Source organism: Spartinivicinus marinus (genome assembly GCF_026309355.1).
Classification (GTDB): domain Bacteria; phylum Pseudomonadota; class Gammaproteobacteria; order Pseudomonadales; family Zooshikellaceae; genus Spartinivicinus; species Spartinivicinus marinus.
Genome location: NZ_JAPJZK010000001.1, coordinates 183271 through 199267 on the forward strand (window position 1 = coordinate 183271; position 15997 = coordinate 199267).

The window sequence follows — 15997 nt, forward strand, 5'->3', positions numbered from 1 at the left end:
TTTAAATTGTAAAAGCCAAGCAATCCATAACCTCATCGTAGAAGCCACGCTTTAGCATGAGTAAACCAAAATCAGCACCACCGACATGCATTTGTGTTTCATTAGGCACATTACTTTCTTCAAGGAATTGTTTAAATTCACCTACAGTAATATTTAGGTCACCACCGAAATGCTTAACCGGCTTGTTTTCCATAATTATTTTCCAATTTAATAACAGTCTTGTAGTAACAACGGCAGCCATCAACCCATAAATAGTCTTTTAAATATTCATCTTGCTTTTCTACGAGACCAGGGAGAAGGTATGAGCCTATAGTGGAGTAAAGGACTTTATCGCCTACTTCTAATTGATTGCAGAGAACGTCATTCATACTTTTTCTAGGTCTAAATCTCCATCCTTATCTAATATTGATTTGGGTATTTTAGTCCTTTCCCCTTTAAATACTTTAGGCTCAGCCCAACACTGTCCGTTTCTTATACTGATTAGTCAGTAAGTATCGCGGGCTACATTGGCCACTATTGCTAGTTCGGCAGGTAAACCGGGAAATGTAACTCTTACAAAATCATCCACCTTGTATACTTCTTCAGGCTTTATCCTAAATTCTTCTGAATAGTTAAAGGTAGGAAAATCCTCGTCAAGCCATTCCTTTTCCCGTCTACAATATGACTCTATTTCTTTCCCGTTTTTAAATGCTTCGATTACTTCCCAGTGCTTTTGGATACCTTCACGAGTCGGCATTATTTATTCTCCTTATTATTTATATAGTTTTCGCAATGATGCTCCATAGTGTACTTATTTAGGCCCCACTCACCCTTTTATCTCGCGTCAGGACAACATCAGGCGGAATTGTTAAAGCCCATAGAACAAAAAGAGTTGTGATAAGACTGAAGATTAAGTTCATTAAGGTTTCTTATGCTTATTTATAAAAAATGTGATTATTAATTGTTGTGGTCCTGATTAAAGATTCAGCCCAGTAGGGCCTTACGTAATTTGCATGATAATGTGTTGCTCCCTTGGTTAAATTTAGCTTCACCCCTGAAAGAATTAGCTTGGCTACTAGTTGTGATAGGTGCTTAGCTTCCTCTTCCTCCATGCTGTCTGTTAGCTGGTCGTGAGTCCATGAGAACTGCTTGTCCTGATAGACCACTGAGCATATAGAGTTAGGCCACTTCTTATCATACACACGGTTTATAGTGACTTCACCTACTGCCAACATGCCCATTAAGCCCTCACCACGGGCTTCGTGATAAATGTTGAGGGCTAGGCACTTTAATTCTTCAGTAGGTGGTGGGTTTGTGGTGCAGGCGGTTAGTAAAAAGAGAAGTGAGAATAGTGTTAAGTGCATTGTCTCCTTGTATGCTATTCTTGATAAATAAAAGCTACACTTATTTATACAAGCTACTATGAATATACTGCAAATTGCTGTAATTATTATAAGTATTCTGACTATGGGATATGCAGTCTATTCATTTAGAAAAGGCGAGATAAAAGTCAGGTTGTTTAGTGATATTGACCGCCAGTTTACAAAAAATGATAATCCTTTGTTTTTTTATTTCTTTGTAGGGCTATTTTTTTTCGGTGGAGCATACGGCATTTATGTTGGGTTCATCATATAAGATAAATTAATGTGTATCCGCCCAAGTTAACCCTAAGTCATAACTGGCTTTTAATGGACACCTAAAGCTAAATATTTCCGTTACTTTTTCCATTGCTTGCTCACAATAAGCACCTATCTGCTTTGCTATTTCTTCAGTACGACAAGCTATCTGAACCTCGTCATGAACCCACGCACAGAAGGCGTAGTCACCATGCCAGCCGTGAGTTAAACCGTTAGCTTGGCACAAGTCCTCTATCTCAAGTAACCAACGTTTACAGATAAGAGCACCGGCACCTTGGAGTAAGTAGTTTAGAGCTGCGTGTTGTGATGAACAGTGTATATGTCTTCCATCTAAGCCAATGAGATAACCACGCTTTTTAACAGTTGCCTTTACGGTATCAAGCAAGTATTTAAGAGCAGGCAAGTTATTTAAGAAACGCTTTTTATATTTTGCTCCTATTTTTCTTTGCATTTCTGGTGAAGCATTGGTTTTAATTATTTCACCTATTTTCTGGTCCCCAGCACCGTACAGGAAAGCGTAGATAAACCGCTTGGCTATTTCATCCCTTACATAATTATGCTCTGAGTTATGCTTATCTCGTTGTGTACCTTTAGGCACAAGCCCAAGCGCAATTACATTTGCCCAGTGAATATCACCTGATAGAATTTCTTTAACGTAGCGGCCCTTGTCATAACGAGCCATGTAATGCGCTAAACCGCGAAGTTCTAAGCCATCAGCATCACTACCTAGAAGACACCAGTCTTCAGGCACAGTAAAGAGGGAACGGCACTCTGTCCCATACTCAGCCCTTGTACTTGGCACCTGGGCAACGTTGGGAAAAGCATGGGTAGCACGTCCTGTGGCTGCTCCGTTGGGATTGACGTAACCGTGAATAAAACCGTTTTTCTCCAGGCGAAGCCACGCGTTATCACCTTCTGCTAATTGGCCTATACGTTTATTAACCAATAAATATTCACATAAGGCTTTAGCATGAGGATTATTTAAGCGACCTAAAACAGATTCATCTATTTTCGGTTGGCCTTTATCCGTGAATTCTTTTGGTTCCCAGCCGTAAAGCTGTTTAAGTCTCAAGGCTATATGAGCACGACTAGCAGGATTAAAGGTGATGCGCTCAAAGGTTGTATAAGTTGCTCCTTCAACAACGCTTGCTCTTTTAGGGTCCTTATAATTCAGCGATTTTTTAGGCTTTTTGACATCCTTCTTTTTATTCCACCAGCCAAAGGAAATAATTAAATCCTCCTTAATTACAGCCCTTTTCTGTGCGAGTTTTTGATAAAGCTTAATTGCAGCAGACCTATTAAAAGCAAAACCGTTGCGCTCCTGTAGTGCCATGAGAGCAGAAATACGGTTCTCGTGGTCCAATGCCATAGGCGAATAATTTTTGCTTTCTAGCAGGGCTACAAGCTTTCTAGTGACCTCCACGTCCTGCTCACAATAAGAGAGCATTTCCTCAGAAAAGTGTTGCCAATCTGTGCTTTCGGCAAAGGAGCCCTTAAGCACGCCCAAACGGTAACCCCAAGCCTTGAGAGAATGAGAGCCGTACAGTTTTCCTGGTAAGGCATACTTCTTTTTCCGTCCTTTCTCAAAATCTATGTCCTTCAGGTTTGAGTAGATGAGGCGGCTTTCTGCCAGGGAATCACGCAATACGCCACGAGGTTTCCAGCGAGGGTACAGCTTCTTAATTGCTACATAATCGAACCCAAATCCGTTGTGTGCTATAAGCTCGTCGGCGTCTTCAAGGTATAAAATAGCATCCATAATTTCATTAGGGCGGAAGCTTTCTTTTATATCGTTTACTTTATCGTAGGTGCAAATGCAGTGGATTTTTGAGAGGACATCAAGAAGGCCGTTAGTTTCTATATCAAATTCAATTGCAGACATTTACCTCCTCTTAATAAGCGAATTTTAATTTCATGTTTGGATACTTTTTACTAAGCCGGGCGTACCTTTCCTTCATCCGCTTTTCAGCTTCAAAGTAGCGGTAATGCGTTAAGGTCTGGTTTTCCAAGTCTTTAATAAAGGCTTCCGTAAATGTCCAGCTTTTACCGTCAGTCCCTACTTGGCAAAGCCCAAAGTCCATACCTTCTAGCAGCTCTACAAGGGGCATGTCATATGCTAGGTAGATAATTTGTATCTCTTCGCCACACCCATCAAAATAGTCAATCGCTTGGATACCACGTTCATGCGCTAAGCCTTCGTAAAAACCGTCAGGACTGCCAACAGAACGTACTAAGGTGGACCCAAGCCCCTCTAAGCAGTCACGAATATTTAAGTAATTATCGGTGTAAACAAAAAGGTCTATATCTTTAATGCGCCTATTTAATAGGTAATCTCGTGGTGCACCTCCTGCTAAGTAGACTGCCTTAGTTCCTTTAGCTGCACTTAAATCATTAATTAAAGTGGACCACGGAAGCGGTATAGGCTTAAGTTTCATTTAGAAGTCCTTTCATTTTTCGTATTGTTTTTTTGCTATAGCAATGAGTTCATCAAGAATTAGATTTTTAACACTTTTAGCTGTATCTAAAACTTTTTGAAAGGCTTCTTCTATTTCTTTTTTATTATCAGACAGTGCCCTACGAAAATTCCTTACTGCATACGCGTACTTAGGTATTTCTTTATATACGTTACTTGGAATATAGGAATGAAATTTTAAAAGGTCTGCAACTACCAAGGTTAACTCAGTAGGAGTATCTTCAGTAGTTAGAGGTCCGCCTACTGGAAGAGTTTCCAATAAACGCATCGAGTAACCTAGATGATTTAATAGATGAACATGTGCAAAATGTTTCATCTCTTCCTCAGTAGCCCTGAATACTGGCGGTATATCCATTTAGAAGTCCTTAATATTCGTTATCCCACATTTTTTGAAGCTTAACTAAACCTTTAGCTGTCACGAGAGGCGTAATATTTTCATGCAATCTTCCATAATTATCTGTCCAAGGATTAATTTTTACATCCATTAGGCCCTGATTTATTTTTGCTTGATAAGGCACGTTGCGCATTGTGACCCACTCATTTCTACGTAAGAATGCCATTAAACGATTACGACCTGTGCCAATTATTTTTGCTGCTTTTTCGACGCTGGTAGATTCGTCAAGGACTGCTACGCGGTCATGAAAGTTAGCTTTAGGCTTTAACTCGGCAATTTGTTTATCTTGTTCCTGAACACGCTCTATTGATTGCGCTAAGAGACCAGCAACTTGGCTTGTGTTGCCCCAGTCAATTTTTGATAAGCCATAATTGCCTGTTTTCCTAATACTGGGGAGAACTTCACCAACAACCCAATCTTCAAACTGTTGGGCTTCAGGCAGCTTTGAGCGCATGATGAGTCGATAAACATCGCGTTCTGGAATGATTACTAACTCTCTAATGCCTGCCGTTGTAGGTAGGGGGCGTTTCATCCCCCCAAGACAATGTCTTAAAACAGCTTTCCGTGGCTCTTTATATCCTAGTAAAACTGCAACATCCTTAGCCACAAACCAAGGTTCACCGTCTTTATCAATGACACGGATTGATGAGGTATTAAATTGAAATGGAATTATTTGCACTAATTAAAAATCCTCTTTCTGTTCTGGCTCTGTTTTATTTTCTCGGTCTTGCTCGTCTACAGCATCGAAGGGGTTATATTCCTGCTTCCTTCCAGTGGCGGGGTCATACAGCAGCTGTATTGTGGTTCCCGTGGACTGGCCGGTATATCTGTCCTTAAGTATCCTAAATACAGTTTTATTTTTTTCTTCGTTTTCCTCCGCTTGTTGGTCTCGTTCAAGGGCAAAGGTGAAATTGGCATATTGAACATTAGCTTTTCCTCCCGCAAAGTCGTCAAGGGTAACGCGGCCGCCTTCTTCATGGCTCTTTTTACCGTCTTTTTTTCGTAGGTGCGAAACGTAATAAAGGGTAAAGGGCAGCTCTTTATTCAAATCATTCAGGCCACGCATAAAGCTTTTTAAGACCTCAAGTCCTTGGCCTTCTCCTACTGCATCCATAATGTAGGTGATGTGGTCTAGGTAGACATGACGTGCTCCGTAACCTTCAACGCCTAACCGGATATATTGAAGAATATCTTCAGGCTCGGTATTGCCATCCACAGAATACATTAATAAATTTTTGGCTACTTTTTCCCTGGTCTTTTTAAACTGTTCCTTGTCATACTCAGCACCAGGAACGTGGTATAACTTTGAGTCCACCTTGCCAGCGATAGTGTCTAACGTTAGCTGTAAATTAGGTTCTTCAAGAAAAAAGGTCATGCACTTTTCGTTATGGACCCTAATATTGTGGGCAATATCCTCCTTTAATAAATCTGTTTTACCGCAACCTGTGCCTGAGCCGATGGCGTACATTTCATTTGGTCTTTTACCGTAGGTTGCCTGGGTTAACGTGGGGAATGGCCAGGACAAGCCCATTTCAGGCTCTTGATAAGCTGTTGCTAAGACTTCCTCACCAGTGAATATACAAGCGGGTTTATAAGGCTTTGCGTCCCAAATGGCAGGTATAATTAAATCACTACGCCCTGCCACAAGCGCTTCATTGGCATCTTTAAATGGGAGAGAGGCAACACGAGCTTTAGCACCAAGTAAACGACAAGCTTCTTCTGTTGCTATCTGGCCCGCCTCGTCATTATCAAACATGATAATAATTTCTTCGAAGCCATCGAGATAAGCCTTGTTATCAATGAAGGTTTGCTTAACAGAAGAGGCTCCGTTCGGTAAGGACACAACAGGATATTTATTATTTTGGACCTCAGAGACTGAGAGAGCGTCTATTTCACCTTCAGTTATTACAAGCTTGCGCCCACCGTTACGCCAAGTGTGCCAGCCGAAAAAGGGAAGCTTTCGGGTATTTCCAAGTATTGTAAAAGTTTTATCAGGAAAGCGTATTTTCTGGGCTTGTACGACTCGTGTTTTAGGGCAAGCGTAATTAGCAATGTGAACGGATTTATCTTTAAAGCGGCCTATTTTATAGCCTAATTTACGGCATGTTTCCTCACTAATTTTGCGTTTAACTAGTTCTTTATAATTACCCTCAATTAAAGAGTGTGACACTGATTTTTTACTCCCTCCTTCCTCTCCATTGGCTTTAAGAAAATAGTTGCAGTTAGGGGTATAACAATTGGCGTGTCCATCATCATAAACTGCAACATTATCCTGTGAGCCACACCTGGGACATGGCTCGCGGCTTACAACCCTAGTGGATAAATGCGAAGTCATGCTTATGCATTAAATCGCGTGCGTGCTTAATATCTCTAACCTTGTCTAAAAAGTCCCAGCGGAAAGAGTAGGAATAATCAGTGTCCTCCTGCTTAGCAATGATAGGCACGTCATAATTCTTTGTCATATCGTGGACCACAGCAGCTAGACGGGTAATGCCGTACATGCCAATAGCTTCGTTGCGGGTAATGTGGCCATATTTTAAAATGTGCTCAGTGACTATTTGGCGCTGGGGTTTCTTAGTTTTCTTCTTTGCCATTTTGTTTCTCATACGGTATCAATTGGAATTTAAGAAATTCTTCGCCCTTCTTTACGATGTTCTTTTCGATAACTAAGCGATAAAGTTTATTATCATTAAAGTCATATCTTTTTTGGAGAACATCAATGAAGGGCTTAAGGGCATTATCAATGTCAGCTCTACTATTACTGTAAGAAACAAGAAGTTTTAGCGTTAATTTACCTTCAGGTACGGATACGTCAGGTAAGGTGCTTATTAATATTTCTTCGTAATCACGATATTTCTTGCTTTTTACCTTGCGGCCAAGGAAGGCTTCATTGACTGAGAGGGGTTTAGTTTTAACTGTGATAGGTTGCTTCACTAAAAGTCGCCGTCGTCCTCCTCGTCAGTTTCTGCTTCTTCTTCCTCTGCATCAAATGGGGCTTCATCATCTAAGGTAAAGCCTTCTTCCTCATCATCAAAACCATAAGAAGATGCTGACGCTGTGAAGTTTGGTTCCTCGTATTTATACACACGGACTGCTTGTGGTTGTAGCGTGAGCCCTACACCTATTGAGGGGGTATACCAAGTGTAGAAGACAGTAGAAATACGGACCTCACTACCTTGACCCAAGACTTTATCTTCAGGAATTATATTATTCTTGGTGTCATATAAAGCGGGACGCCTGGCATACTCGGTGCCATCTTTCTTTTTAATTTTTGCCTTCATTTTAAACTTAAAAGTTACTGTGCCTTCGTCTTCATCCTCTTCATAAGGCAAATCAGATTTTTTCAGCTTTTTCTTTTTCAGCTTTTTACACTGCTCTTGGTAGTATGCATCAAAGCGTTTGTCTATTTCATTAATGAGAGGCTGTGCATCTTCATGAGACAAAATAAGCTTTGCGTCGTATACACCATCAGCATCAAATTTGGTGTCTGCTGTATTTAAATGAGGGTAAGGGCCAAGGGTACCGCGAGGAGTAATAAAATTTTCTTTTGCCATTAGTGCTTTTTGTTTCTCCGTTGTTTCTCGTTGTTTACTTCTTTCTGTTCAAGGGCTTCTACGTTATACCCATCTTCTATTAGGCGAGCTGCAAGGTCTAAAGGTAGTATCTTGCCGTGGTCCCAGAAGTGAAGATAGGCGCGTGTCAAATTAGTCATGGGGAAATCCTTTTGATTTTAATTTAAGGGAAAGTATTTAATGCTTGGATAGCTCATACATAAAGTTTCGATGGAGTATCAAGTCTAAATGTCTGCGTAAAGCTCATGAGTTATACTACAATGAGGTAGGTTGTTAGAATTTTATGAATATGAAAGAAAAGTTACTTAACCTTGTACTAATAATACTGATACTAAACAGTACTTGTTGCTTTCTTTTGGGGGTAATGCTTCTTTCATTGAAAGTCATTGTTTTTATAGATATAGGGCACTGGGTAGATTTTCATTTACCTTTTTTTCAAAACATAATACCTGAATTCATACATAATATTTTTAACTTCTATGACACCTCTTTTTTTTGGTTACTCCTCGGCTTTTCTCAGTACGTATTTTTCAGGAAAGTTGAATCTATTGAGTTCAACTCCACTATTACTAAATCACGACAAGAAGAGCTTAAGCAGCGAAGCGTTTAGCTAACCACTCCATGCCACGAGGTGTGACGCGGGTGCTCTGGTAAACCATTTCATTAGCACTGTTTAACGCTGTCTTAACGACGAAGTAACCACGGTCCATATAGGCTTGTGTAGCTACGTTCTGCTTTTTCACGTTGTAGTAGAGGATGCGTTCTTCGCGTAGCTTCTGGGTAAAGTAGTTGGGCTTTATGTTTAGCGTTTTGGCAGCTTCACGTAGGCCAAGGGTGCCGTTAGCTTCTATGTAGTTGTCTACGAAGGCGGCTTTGGGCAACAACTCATTTAATCTTTTATCAGCAATAATTAGGGCACGAGATAAAAGGTTACTTTCCTCCTGCTGTACTTTTAATCGACCAGTTACTAGGTCATCAAAGGTACGGATTACTTTTAGGTGAAACGCTGGACTAATCCACATGCCGTAAGCGTAGACAAGTTCCTTGCAAACATAGGTTCCTCTGTCCGGACCTCCGTTAATTACGCTAAGTGCTTGATTTTCTTGCAGTCCGGGAATTCCCGGAGTGGAAATCTCAGCCACTAATGCTTGTGTAGTAGTAAGTCTTAAAAAGTCACTAGGCTGACTTTTCTTCAAACCACCAGCAGCCTTATGCAAATCATTAAGACAAAATCTGCCTTGTGAATCTTGGCGAATATTTACGTTCTCTATGATGATAGATGCTGTAGTTGTTAGAGATGAAGAATTAATATTATTCATTGATTGAGGTCCTTTCAGTTAAGGAGATAATGAGAGTTATCTTTAGTTGGCTATAGGTATCTTAAAGTTAATCTTTAGGTTAATTTCATTGATTGTTTTTTAGTCAGAAAGGTGAATTTTAAAATTGTCTAAGTTGCGTGGTAACTCAAAGCCACGGATGACGGGGCCTGTAGCGATTCGCATTTTTAACTTTCGCACTCCATTTTTGCTTAGCATATAGATGAAGAAGCCCCAGCGTTAACTAGGGCTTTAAACTTAGATACAAAAATGGAACCAATTAGGCAAAACTATACTGTGAATCCAAGATTAAAGAAGGCTCCAGGCTACCAAAGAACGGGACTGGTGGTATTTTATTTCTATCCTTTGGTAGCGCTTGTTGCTCTGCCTGGTCCCTAAACTGGCTAAATACATCATGCTCTGTATATAGCTCATAAAATGCATACCGAATGCTTTTGAATAGGTCTCCTGTTCTACTGGGTAGTGTGCCAAAAGAGTCATGAACCAAGGCCCAATTATTTATTTCATCTGAATTAGCGACAACGAGCATTAGATGAGTAGCGTCAAGTGAGTGAACGAAGTTTGGAGCTACAGCAGAAGCTTGTTTGGCTTTATCGACATTTGCTGTAGCAACTTTGATACTAAATTCAGCTCTCGTATTACCAAGAAAACTTGTACGCACTCTTTTACTTTGGTCTTTCCAATAATTCTGCTGAACAGGAAAGCCAAGCGGAGTTGTCCAAGTTAAAGCCTCGCCATTTTTCACAACAACTTTAGCTACGTCTTGCAGCCACTGCATACCTTCAGCCGCTTTAACAACAGTTTGAATCACACCATCATACATTAATGATGCCATTTGCGAAGCTGACATAAAACCATACCCAGTTCTATTCCATAATTGGAACCATTCAGGCGCACTTATCCCTATACCATTGCCATAATGCCTTCCCTCAAGCTTTGCTGGTTTAATTATGTCCTCCATAAGCTGTTCTTTGAAACCATACTCTTTACTGCCATAAGGGAAAGTCATTACATTTCTTTTAGCAATTTTACGGCTCATGCAGCCTTTTTCTTTATCGTAGCCGTAAGATAACCAAGCATATGTGCTCATTATTTTATGGTATAAATCGTGCGCCTCCTGTTCAGCTGCTGACCTTTTTACTGGGGTACCGTCTTTTTTTCTTTTATCTTTTTTAACTTCTTCTTTCCACTCAGAAAATGCTACTTTTATTTTTGTCCTATTTTTTCTTTTAATATAAATCTCTTCAATTTTTTCCTCAGCCCTTTTCTCAATACCTTGTAAACTTAAGTCCTGCCAACCTTTACCTACAATAGCTTCAAGTACTGGATAAACCTTATCAATTACACGCTGATAAATATCTTGTGGTTTATCTGAAGGAATTAAATTAACAGCTGCTCCAGTTTCTTCACAACGTAAGGCCATGCCTAAATGTTGTAGACCAGAGCAAGAACCATCAAGAGCTACAGCTATGCGTGAAACATGTTCTAACCCGTTATCAATATAGCCTTTCCACTCAAGGGCTGCTGCAATAGCCTGAAAAGGCTTATCTGCTTCTGTCCACTGGCGATTATCATAGGGGTTCTCAGCTATACGACAAATCATGTCTGAGTTTTCCTTTGTCCATTCTATACGCTCTTCAAAGGACACCTTATCAACACCCCACAAATTAGCTATGTGTACCGCTAGCCAATCCGCCGCTTCTTGTGTCCCTAATTTTTCACCTTCTGCAAACTGGAGTAAGGCTTTGACATAATCAGCACCTTGAGGGGACAAGGAGCCATTTGTTACGGGATAAACACGACCACGAAAATCTAATTGATAAGGAAAATATATTTTCTCAAATCGAGCATATTTTTCTGCTGTTTTTAAAGTCATGGCTAAGGAGATGCGCTTTGAATCCATTCTAATATTATGCTTCATGACATCAGCCTTAGTCATTTTCCACTCTTTTTTAGCATCTTCATTTATATCAATGTCATTAGGTTTTTCAGGCAAGGGTAAATCAGTTGCTCTTGGTAAACCTCCTAATTCGCTATCGGTTTCTGCTAGTGTTAAAAGTAAATCAAGCAGTGGTAAATTAATGCGCCATGGTGTCGCTTGAATTTTATTTAGAGCCTTATAAACTAAGGGCATTTTTTGATTTTCCAGTTTTTTCAGGTATGACTTGCTTCGAGTTTTAACCAAGGTGATAGGTGCTACTTGATTAGTTAAATATCCTCCAGTAAAAGGGTCTTGCCAAGGAAAAGGCGGGACCACCATTGGCTCATAAATAGCAGCAAACTTGTTGTGTAGTGCGTTTGAATTGCGTATCCAGTCTAAGCACTTTCTTGTTGGTGATAAGACATATTCACGCGAATCTTTGCGCGTTACTAGCTCAACTTGTATTAACCATAAACTTTCGACAATCAGCTCAATTAGCACTTTACCAACAAGGAAGCATTCTTGTTCTGTCCACTGGTGCAAGCTAGCGCCATCCTCACTCACAATAAAACGGGCTGTAGCCACCTTCCGGTGATACTGGCTTTTCTTATCGGCTGAGCGGAGGACACCACGATAAAGGCGTACATCCTCTTCTTTCAGGTTACGCATTTCGACTTCCATGTTAACTGCTTTACCAATGGCCTTAGCTGTTTTGGTTAACTTTTGCTCTCTTGTAATCCCGTTTAAGAGAATCTTTAAGCTGATGTAAGCGATTGTGCGGCTATCAAGAAGATTAAAAAAGCGCAAAGCTGTATGTTGTCTACCAGCTGCCTTCTCTGCTTTTTCTTTCCAAGCGTCTAGGGCATCTGCTAGGTCATCTGTTTCAGAAGACACAAGGCGTCTGCCATATGTTGTATCTGCTTCTTCCTCTTTTTCCATGGCTTTTAATATTTGCTTTCTGAAGCGGTCACGGCCTGCCTCGGCCATAGATGCCTCAAGTTTAACTTGGTCTTCCTCAGTACCTGCACTGCGCTTAAGGTTAGCGTATGTTTTCATTTTTCTTTATTCCTTCTTATTTTGCACTATTTGCAGTTAATTGACTTTGTTTCACTATTGAAATTATTTAGGCAAAAGAATCCCCTAGAGCTGCGTTAAGGTAGCCCTTGGGTTTACTTTTATATTTTGTTATGCACTGCTATTGCTGTTCTTATGGCATAGCTTATACCTCCTCTTACTTGATATATGTAAATTTGGAACTAATACATTAATGCATTAGAAATATATTTGTAAACATATTGCAAGATAGATTTAGGTTTTATTTGTGACCCATTGGTCGAAAGGTGTGGTATTTAAGAAAGACTGTAGGAAACAGGCGTAGTAGACACTATCTGTAGTTTATTGTTATCGGTCTTGTGGGTGCTTTTGGCGGCCACTGATACACTTTTGTTGTTTATTTTTATTTAGTCCCGGTTAAGGGGTGTTTTATATTATTTTAAATGTGTTGAACGTGGTTAAATTCATATCTCCTTTCTGGATGCATACCTCCTTATGTTAACTTATCTGTACTGCTGTAGGATTGATACATAAAAGCTTCAACTATGACCAATGTAACAGCTATTTTAATTGAGTGTTTATATTTTGTCTTACTGGTCATCCTTAGAGTGTTATTTCAGAAAGATGACAGTTTTAATTGAAAAATCGACTGTTTGCTCTGATTTTTGCTACAAAAACTGAGCACTAGAACTTTCCTTTCTGCTCCGTTTTAGAGACCCTATCCACTGAAAAAACAGCCCAAAATTTTGCTACAAATTTTGCTTCATTTTTTGCTACAAATTTGGATAGACTATAGGGGATTGTTGGACAAATGAGGAAAAATTTCGGAAGAGATTTTCTGAGCTAAGAACATACGTTTTGAAGTTAATAAGGAGAAGTCTTGTTAGTGGTTAGTAACTCGCTGATTGACACTGTCTAATACACCGGCCATGTAAAGTTACCTTGCCCCACTACAACATTATTTTCTGCCAGGCATGAGACTTGCCTGACTCTCTATAACTTTGACGCTAATGTTTTGGTTAGTGAAATACTTATAGACCATACTCTTAGCTTAGGACAAATTATGAACATTCATAGTGCGATTATACGGTCACTGTTAGCTTTTGGGCTTGCTGTAACAACAATGGCCAGCTGGAGTAACCCTGTTCATCGTTCCATTCAACAGTTGTTATATGGCTATCTTGAAAATCAGCTAAAAACCTACACTCAGCAACTTGGTAGTGGGCGTTATGAGATACATATCAGCCCCATAGATCCCAGGCTTAACCTGCAACCTTGCGCGAATAAGTTAACGATTGAACCTAGCCAGCGTCGCCAAAATCTTATTGGTAGATCCACCCATAAAATAAAATGCCTCCAATCGCCTTATTGGAGTCTATATGTTGCCACCCAAGTCAAGCTCTATCGGCAAGTCATTGCCGCTAGCCAGACGTTACAAAAAGGCCAGGTTATTACCTCAAATGATTTAATACAGTTGGAACAAGATATCAGCAAATTACGAGGCAGTTACTTTCCTGAGCCATCAAGACTGCTAGGCAAGGTGGTTACCCGGCAAATTAAAATGGGCCAACCAATTACTCAAAACCACATTACTCAGGCAATGGCAATCAAGAAAGGCACACAAGTTGCTATACATGCTAATACCAGCAATTTTAGCGTGCTCGCAAAAGGTGTTGCACTTTCAGATGGTAAACCAGGGCAATTAATTAAAGTACGCAATATTCGCTCTAAGCGGGTCATTCAAGCAGTGGTTAAAGATGCTTATACCGTTGAAGCAACGCTTTAACTAAACAACTTGAATTTGTCATTAAAGTTATTCTTCAGTTGGCCGCTATACTAAGTTAGACGGTCAGACTAAAAGGATTAATCGATGGTTAACGATGTTAATGGCGCCTCTGGTCAACAGAGCAGTCTCAAAAGCGCCCAAGCAAAGCCTGCTGAAAAAGCAGCTAAAAGCACCCTGCAGCCTCAATCCGAGCAAAATACTCAGCCACCTAAACAGGTGTCTGTCGAGTTGAGTGCAGAAGCCAAACAATTACAAAAACTCCAGCAAAAAGCTTCACAAGAACCTCAAGTGGATGAACAGAAAGTAGCCCGCATTAGAGCGGCACTGGCTGAGGGAAGCTACTCTGTAAATCCAGAAAAAATTGCAGACAAATTATTTGAGCTAGAAAGCCTATTACGTTAACGGGAAATTGTTGTTTAAGGTAAACCGTCATGATTAATCAAACCCTTCAACACCAGCTTTCCACTGACATAACTACGCTTGGCCAGTTAACTGAGTTATTAGAGAAAGAGCAACATGCTCTGCGTGATAGGGATCTTGATCAGCTTCATCAGCTGTTAACCATTAAAAATGATTGCCTTAATCGCCTGGGTCAAACAGCCCAACACCGGAGTGAAGCACTTAAACAAGCTGGGTTTACTCCTAACGATGAAGGTCTGGAACAGTGGCTGCAAACACTCCCCCCCCCCCAACAGGTTGAATCTCGTAAATATTGGCAGACGGTAAAAAGTCATTTGGCCTACTGCCAAACCCTCAATGAAATCAATGGCTGTGTACTAAACCGCTTACAACAAACGCTCCATCAGCTGCTGACTATCTATCGAGGTCAAAGCCAGGCTTCCATCAAGCTATATGGCGCTCAAGGTGACACCTCTGCCTATCAAGACTCACACATTCTAGGCACAGCATAAATAGCACATTCAAATACCTGCCATTAGGTAAACTACCCTAATGTATACCCTCTTTTTTCGGTGTATAGTCATTATAAAGTGGTTACTTTGTCTTGTGAGTAAATAACTGGTAAGGGTAAGAAGCAAGCAAGTAGATAAGAAAGTCACTAGCCAAAAGCAATGGATTTGTAGGCAGGAAAACCGAATGAGTTATTTATCTGACGATTTAGATATAGAAGAAAAATACCAATTAAAACGAACTCCTCAAGAAGTATCTGGTGTACTAACGGGTATTTTAAAAGCAAAAGTACCAATTAAAATTTATTTTCCTAGTCGTAACATCAGTTATAAAACGTTCATTATTGGGGTTGACTTAGACAACCAAACCTTTGCTTTAGATGAACTGAGCCCAATTGACGGTAACCCACTGATTAAGCAAGGCGAGTCATTTTCTGTCTATACCTTTTATGAAGGGGTTAAAGTCACTTTCGACAATGTTGTTTTAGAACAGATCAAACAAGATGAAGCTGGTATTCCTTATTACAACTTTAAACTTCCTAGTAAATTGTGGTATTTACAACGGCGAAAAGCCTTTCGGGTTAGATTACCCAGCCACCCTGCAGTAACAGCAGCTCTTAAACTAACAGAAGATTCCCCAGCAGTGACTACCCAGGTCATCGATATTTCTGCCACTGGCTGTCAAGTGGCCGTTGCCAGCCAGCAATTACAAGAAAATTTGCCCGAAGTGGGTCAGGTTGCAGAAAGCTTCTCAATGCCACTGCATAATCAACATGAGTTAGAATGCTCAGTTCAAATTCGCCAAATTCATAAAGATGAAGCCACCGGAGATCTGTTTCTTGGCCTGATGTTTCTTCATGTTACCGGACTCCAGCAACGTTATGTAGAGCTTTATGTGAATCAGTTACAGCGCTCGGCATTAGTCAAATAAGTGAAT

The 15997-nt window shown here is 40.3% G+C and carries 18 protein-coding genes; 4 read left to right on the plus strand and 14 right to left on the minus strand.

The window, feature by feature from the left end:
* Window position 1 precedes the first annotated feature (1 nt).
* From OQE68_RS00840 to OQE68_RS00905, 14 genes are all read right to left on the minus strand, one after another.
* Window positions 2-193 carry a hypothetical protein gene (locus tag OQE68_RS00840; RefSeq protein WP_180571942.1) on the minus strand — a complete coding sequence of 64 codons (192 nt, stop codon included), beginning with the start codon at window positions 191-193 and terminating at the stop codon, window positions 2-4.
* Window positions 174-368, minus strand: a complete 195-nt coding sequence (locus tag OQE68_RS00845) for a hypothetical protein (RefSeq protein ID WP_180571941.1) — start codon at window positions 366-368, stop codon at window positions 174-176. Before OQE68_RS00845 ends, OQE68_RS00840 begins: the two co-directional genes overlap by 20 nt.
* A 116-nt stretch (window positions 369-484) precedes the next feature.
* Window positions 485-736: a hypothetical protein gene (locus OQE68_RS00850; RefSeq protein ID WP_180571940.1), complete on the minus strand. Its 252-nt coding sequence runs from the start codon at window positions 734-736 to the stop codon at window positions 485-487.
* 178 nt (window positions 737-914) lie between these two features.
* Window positions 915-1343, minus strand: coding sequence for a cell wall hydrolase (locus OQE68_RS00855; protein ID WP_266195425.1), 429 nt, complete (start codon window positions 1341-1343; stop codon window positions 915-917).
* Window positions 1344-1620: 277 nt separating this feature from the next.
* On the minus strand, window positions 1621-3498 hold the full coding sequence (locus OQE68_RS00860; protein ID WP_266195426.1) for a DNA polymerase: 1878 nt from the start codon (window positions 3496-3498) through the stop codon (window positions 1621-1623).
* A gap of 10 nt (window positions 3499-3508) precedes the next feature.
* Window positions 3509-4051: a Gabija anti-defense Gad2 family protein gene (locus OQE68_RS00865; protein ID WP_180571885.1), complete on the minus strand. Its 543-nt coding sequence runs from the start codon at window positions 4049-4051 to the stop codon at window positions 3509-3511.
* Between the two features lie 12 nt (window positions 4052-4063).
* On the minus strand, window positions 4064-4444 hold the full coding sequence (locus OQE68_RS00870) for a hypothetical protein (protein ID WP_180571884.1): 381 nt from the start codon (window positions 4442-4444) through the stop codon (window positions 4064-4066).
* 10 nt (window positions 4445-4454) lie between these two features.
* Window positions 4455-5162: a phage antirepressor KilAC domain-containing protein gene (locus OQE68_RS00875; protein ID WP_180571883.1), complete on the minus strand. Its 708-nt coding sequence runs from the start codon at window positions 5160-5162 to the stop codon at window positions 4455-4457.
* 3 nt (window positions 5163-5165) lie between these two features.
* Complete coding sequence (locus OQE68_RS00880) at window positions 5166-6653, minus strand: toprim domain-containing protein (protein ID WP_266195427.1); 1488 nt, start codon at window positions 6651-6653, stop codon at window positions 5166-5168.
* Between the two features lie 142 nt (window positions 6654-6795).
* Window positions 6796-7077, minus strand: coding sequence for a helix-turn-helix domain-containing protein (locus OQE68_RS00885; protein ID WP_266195428.1), 282 nt, complete (start codon window positions 7075-7077; stop codon window positions 6796-6798).
* Window positions 7058-7417, minus strand: a complete 360-nt coding sequence (locus tag OQE68_RS00890) for a RusA family crossover junction endodeoxyribonuclease (RefSeq protein ID WP_266195429.1) — start codon at window positions 7415-7417, stop codon at window positions 7058-7060. The genes OQE68_RS00885 and OQE68_RS00890 overlap by 20 nt, the downstream gene beginning before the upstream one ends.
* The gene (locus tag OQE68_RS00895) at window positions 7417-8037 is read right to left on the minus strand and encodes a hypothetical protein (protein ID WP_180570727.1); all 621 of its coding nucleotides are present in this window, start codon (window positions 8035-8037) and stop codon (window positions 7417-7419) included. Before OQE68_RS00895 ends, OQE68_RS00890 begins: the two co-directional genes overlap by 1 nt.
* Before the next feature lie 608 nt (window positions 8038-8645).
* Window positions 8646-9374, minus strand: coding sequence for a phage antirepressor KilAC domain-containing protein (locus OQE68_RS00900; protein WP_180570728.1), 729 nt, complete (start codon window positions 9372-9374; stop codon window positions 8646-8648).
* 277 nt (window positions 9375-9651) lie between these two features.
* Window positions 9652-12369: a DNA-directed RNA polymerase gene (locus tag OQE68_RS00905; RefSeq protein ID WP_180570729.1), complete on the minus strand. Its 2718-nt coding sequence runs from the start codon at window positions 12367-12369 to the stop codon at window positions 9652-9654.
* A 1060-nt stretch (window positions 12370-13429) separates the two neighbouring features.
* On the opposite strand from OQE68_RS00905, the gene flgA reads away from it, so the two are divergent.
* The 4 genes from flgA (at window position 13430) to OQE68_RS00925 (ending at window position 15991) form a co-directional block, all read left to right on the plus strand.
* On the plus strand, window positions 13430-14152 hold the full coding sequence (gene flgA, locus OQE68_RS00910) for a flagellar basal body P-ring formation chaperone FlgA (RefSeq protein ID WP_180570730.1): 723 nt from the start codon (window positions 13430-13432) through the stop codon (window positions 14150-14152).
* An 84-nt stretch (window positions 14153-14236) separates the two neighbouring features.
* Window positions 14237-14554 carry a flagellar biosynthesis anti-sigma factor FlgM gene (gene flgM / locus OQE68_RS00915; protein WP_180570731.1) on the plus strand — a complete coding sequence of 106 codons (318 nt, stop codon included), beginning with the start codon at window positions 14237-14239 and terminating at the stop codon, window positions 14552-14554.
* A gap of 29 nt (window positions 14555-14583) precedes the next feature.
* Window positions 14584-15063 (plus strand): flagella synthesis protein FlgN, encoded by a 480-nt coding sequence (locus OQE68_RS00920; RefSeq protein WP_180570732.1) that lies wholly within the window; start codon window positions 14584-14586, stop codon window positions 15061-15063.
* Between the two features lie 184 nt (window positions 15064-15247).
* On the plus strand, window positions 15248-15991 hold the full coding sequence (locus tag OQE68_RS00925; protein WP_180570733.1) for a flagellar brake protein: 744 nt from the start codon (window positions 15248-15250) through the stop codon (window positions 15989-15991).
* Window positions 15992-15997 lie beyond the last annotated feature (6 nt).

Excerpts from the sequence above, each read along its gene's own strand:
- OQE68_RS00905 (WP_180570729.1), bottom strand. The coding sequence starts at position 12,369 with ATGAAAACATACGCTAACCTTAAGCGCAGTGCAGGTACTGAGGAAGAC.
- flgM (WP_180570731.1), top strand. The coding sequence starts at position 14,237 with ATGGTTAACGATGTTAATGGCGCCTCTGGTCAACAGAGCAGTCTCAAA.
- OQE68_RS00925 (WP_180570733.1), top strand. The coding sequence starts at position 15,248 with ATGAGTTATTTATCTGACGATTTAGATATAGAAGAAAAATACCAATTA.
- OQE68_RS00895 (WP_180570727.1), bottom strand. The coding sequence starts at position 8,037 with ATGGCAAAAGAAAATTTTATTACTCCTCGCGGTACCCTTGGCCCTTAC.
- OQE68_RS00870 (WP_180571884.1), bottom strand. The coding sequence starts at position 4,444 with ATGGATATACCGCCAGTATTCAGGGCTACTGAGGAAGAGATGAAACAT.
- OQE68_RS00885 (WP_266195428.1), bottom strand. The coding sequence starts at position 7,077 with ATGGCAAAGAAGAAAACTAAGAAACCCCAGCGCCAAATAGTCACTGAG.
- OQE68_RS00900 (WP_180570728.1), bottom strand. The coding sequence starts at position 9,374 with ATGAATAATATTAATTCTTCATCTCTAACAACTACAGCATCTATCATC.
- OQE68_RS00840 (WP_180571942.1), bottom strand. The coding sequence starts at position 193 with ATGGAAAACAAGCCGGTTAAGCATTTCGGTGGTGACCTAAATATTACT.
- OQE68_RS00845 (WP_180571941.1), bottom strand. The coding sequence starts at position 368 with ATGAATGACGTTCTCTGCAATCAATTAGAAGTAGGCGATAAAGTCCTT.
- OQE68_RS00865 (WP_180571885.1), bottom strand. The coding sequence starts at position 4,051 with ATGAAACTTAAGCCTATACCGCTTCCGTGGTCCACTTTAATTAATGAT.
- OQE68_RS00920 (WP_180570732.1), top strand. The coding sequence starts at position 14,584 with ATGATTAATCAAACCCTTCAACACCAGCTTTCCACTGACATAACTACG.
- OQE68_RS00850 (WP_180571940.1), bottom strand. The coding sequence starts at position 736 with ATGCCGACTCGTGAAGGTATCCAAAAGCACTGGGAAGTAATCGAAGCA.
- OQE68_RS00855 (WP_266195425.1), bottom strand. The coding sequence starts at position 1,343 with ATGCACTTAACACTATTCTCACTTCTCTTTTTACTAACCGCCTGCACC.
- flgA (WP_180570730.1), top strand. The coding sequence starts at position 13,430 with ATGAACATTCATAGTGCGATTATACGGTCACTGTTAGCTTTTGGGCTT.
- OQE68_RS00860 (WP_266195426.1), bottom strand. The coding sequence starts at position 3,498 with ATGTCTGCAATTGAATTTGATATAGAAACTAACGGCCTTCTTGATGTC.